This is a genomic window from Ruminococcus sp. RTP21358st1_G6_RTP21358_211008, from assembly GCF_040908885.1.
Taxonomy (GTDB): Bacteria; Bacillota; Clostridia; order Lachnospirales; family Lachnospiraceae; genus Blautia_A; species Blautia_A faecis.
This window is the reverse complement of record NZ_JBDGDM010000109.1, coordinates 1-1,455: the sequence shown is the minus strand read 5'-3', so window position 1 is coordinate 1,455 and position 1,455 is coordinate 1. Positions and strand designations below refer to the sequence as shown.

The 1,455-nt window shown below is 39.7% G+C and carries 3 protein-coding genes; all 3 read left to right on the top strand.

Annotated features, from left to right (window positions below; all coding sequences use genetic code 11):
• Positions 1-204, top strand: a 204-nt coding sequence (locus AB5Z12_RS20740) for a hypothetical protein (RefSeq protein ID WP_207664942.1), incomplete at its 5' end; no start/stop codon positions are given.
• A gap of 61 nt (positions 205-265) precedes the next feature.
• Positions 266-1,108: a tyrosine-type recombinase/integrase gene (locus AB5Z12_RS20735; protein WP_015514772.1), complete on the top strand. Its 843-nt coding sequence runs from the start codon at positions 266-268 to the stop codon at positions 1,106-1,108.
• Positions 1,105-1,455, top strand: a 351-nt coding sequence (locus AB5Z12_RS20730) for a transposase zinc-binding domain-containing protein (RefSeq protein ID WP_368368771.1), incomplete at its 3' end; no start/stop codon positions are given. The genes AB5Z12_RS20735 and AB5Z12_RS20730, both read left to right, overlap by 4 nt.

The window sequence follows — 1,455 nt, the reverse complement described above, 5'->3', positions numbered from 1 at the left end:
GTTGAACAAAATCGCTGCGCGATGGCCTGCCAAGGCTATGGCGCAGTTTTTCTTTACACTTTAATAAAAAGCAGTGGAAACCAAGTCCTACAAGTAGTATTGTTAAGTCACCACAACCAACAATCAAACAGGATCGACATCCCCACTGCCTATGATAAGAATACCATTGAGCTGCCTTTCTGGCAAGCAGTTTTATTATGCTAATGCTCCTCCATGTAAGCAGTGTTTATACATTTACGATTTACTTTACATGGAGGATTTTATTATGTACGAAGAAATTTTTAATCAGATTAGATCTGCTGCGAATAAACGGAATCTCAAGGATTCCACAATTCATGCATACTGTACCAGTGTTGCTCATTTTTTGAACCACACAGCCAAGGATATAGATGCATTAACAACTGACGATGTTGATACATTCCTAACTGAAAAGAAACTTTCCGGGATTTCACCAGAAACATACAATCACTACCATTCAGGAATCCGCTTCTTTTACAAAAAAGTATTGAAGATGAATTGGGATGATGATGACATACCTCGTATGAAAAGGGACAGAAAGTTACCAGCGGTGCTTACAAAAGCAGAAATATCAGCTATTCTTGATGCTACACCAAATCTGAAGCATAAAGCTATGATCGCTACTATGTATTCAGGTGGACTTCGTGTTTCAGAAGTCACACACCTTCATTATGATGATATTTCACGCACGAACAAAACCATACACATCCGCGATGGAAAAAGCCGATCTGACCGTTATACTTTGCTTGCAGACCGGACGCTTGAAATATTGACAGAATACTGGTTTCAATGTGGCAGGCCAAGAGGGATTCTGTTCCCAAGTTCATGGACAGGGGATTATCTTACAAAAGATAGTGTCATTCAATTTTTTCGTGAAAGCGCCGAAAGAGCAGGCATTCAAAAACACGTCTCCACACATTGTTTGCGTCATAGTTTTGCAAGTCATCTGTTTGAGTCAGGCTGCGATATAAAATATATTCAGGCTCTTTTGGGACATCGTGATCCAAAATCAACAGAGATTTATCTGCATGTAAGCAATAAAACTCTGCTTGGTATTAAAAGCCCATTTGATGAGATGGGTGGTGAATGATTATGGATAAATCATGTACGATACAGGATGTATTTGAACGGTTCTATCCTTCCTATGAAAAGAGGAGTAACCCTCCTGCTCATCACAGAAAAACGGCTTATCACATCAGAAACTGTAAAACAGGAGTTTTTGGTGTAAACATCAGTGTTTGTGAGGACTGCGGATGTATCAGTGTTCACAACAACTCCTGCAGAAGCAGATGCTGTCCCATGTGCCAGGAGTTTCCGAAAGAGAAATGGATTGATGCACAAAAAGAGAACGTATTGGATGCACCCTATTATCATGTAGTATTCACAGTTCCTGAGGAATTGAATTCCATTATTTACAGCAACCAGAAGCTGTTATAT

Excerpts from the sequence above, each read along its gene's own strand:
- AB5Z12_RS20735 (WP_015514772.1), top strand. The coding sequence starts at position 266 with ATGTACGAAGAAATTTTTAATCAGATTAGATCTGCTGCGAATAAACGG.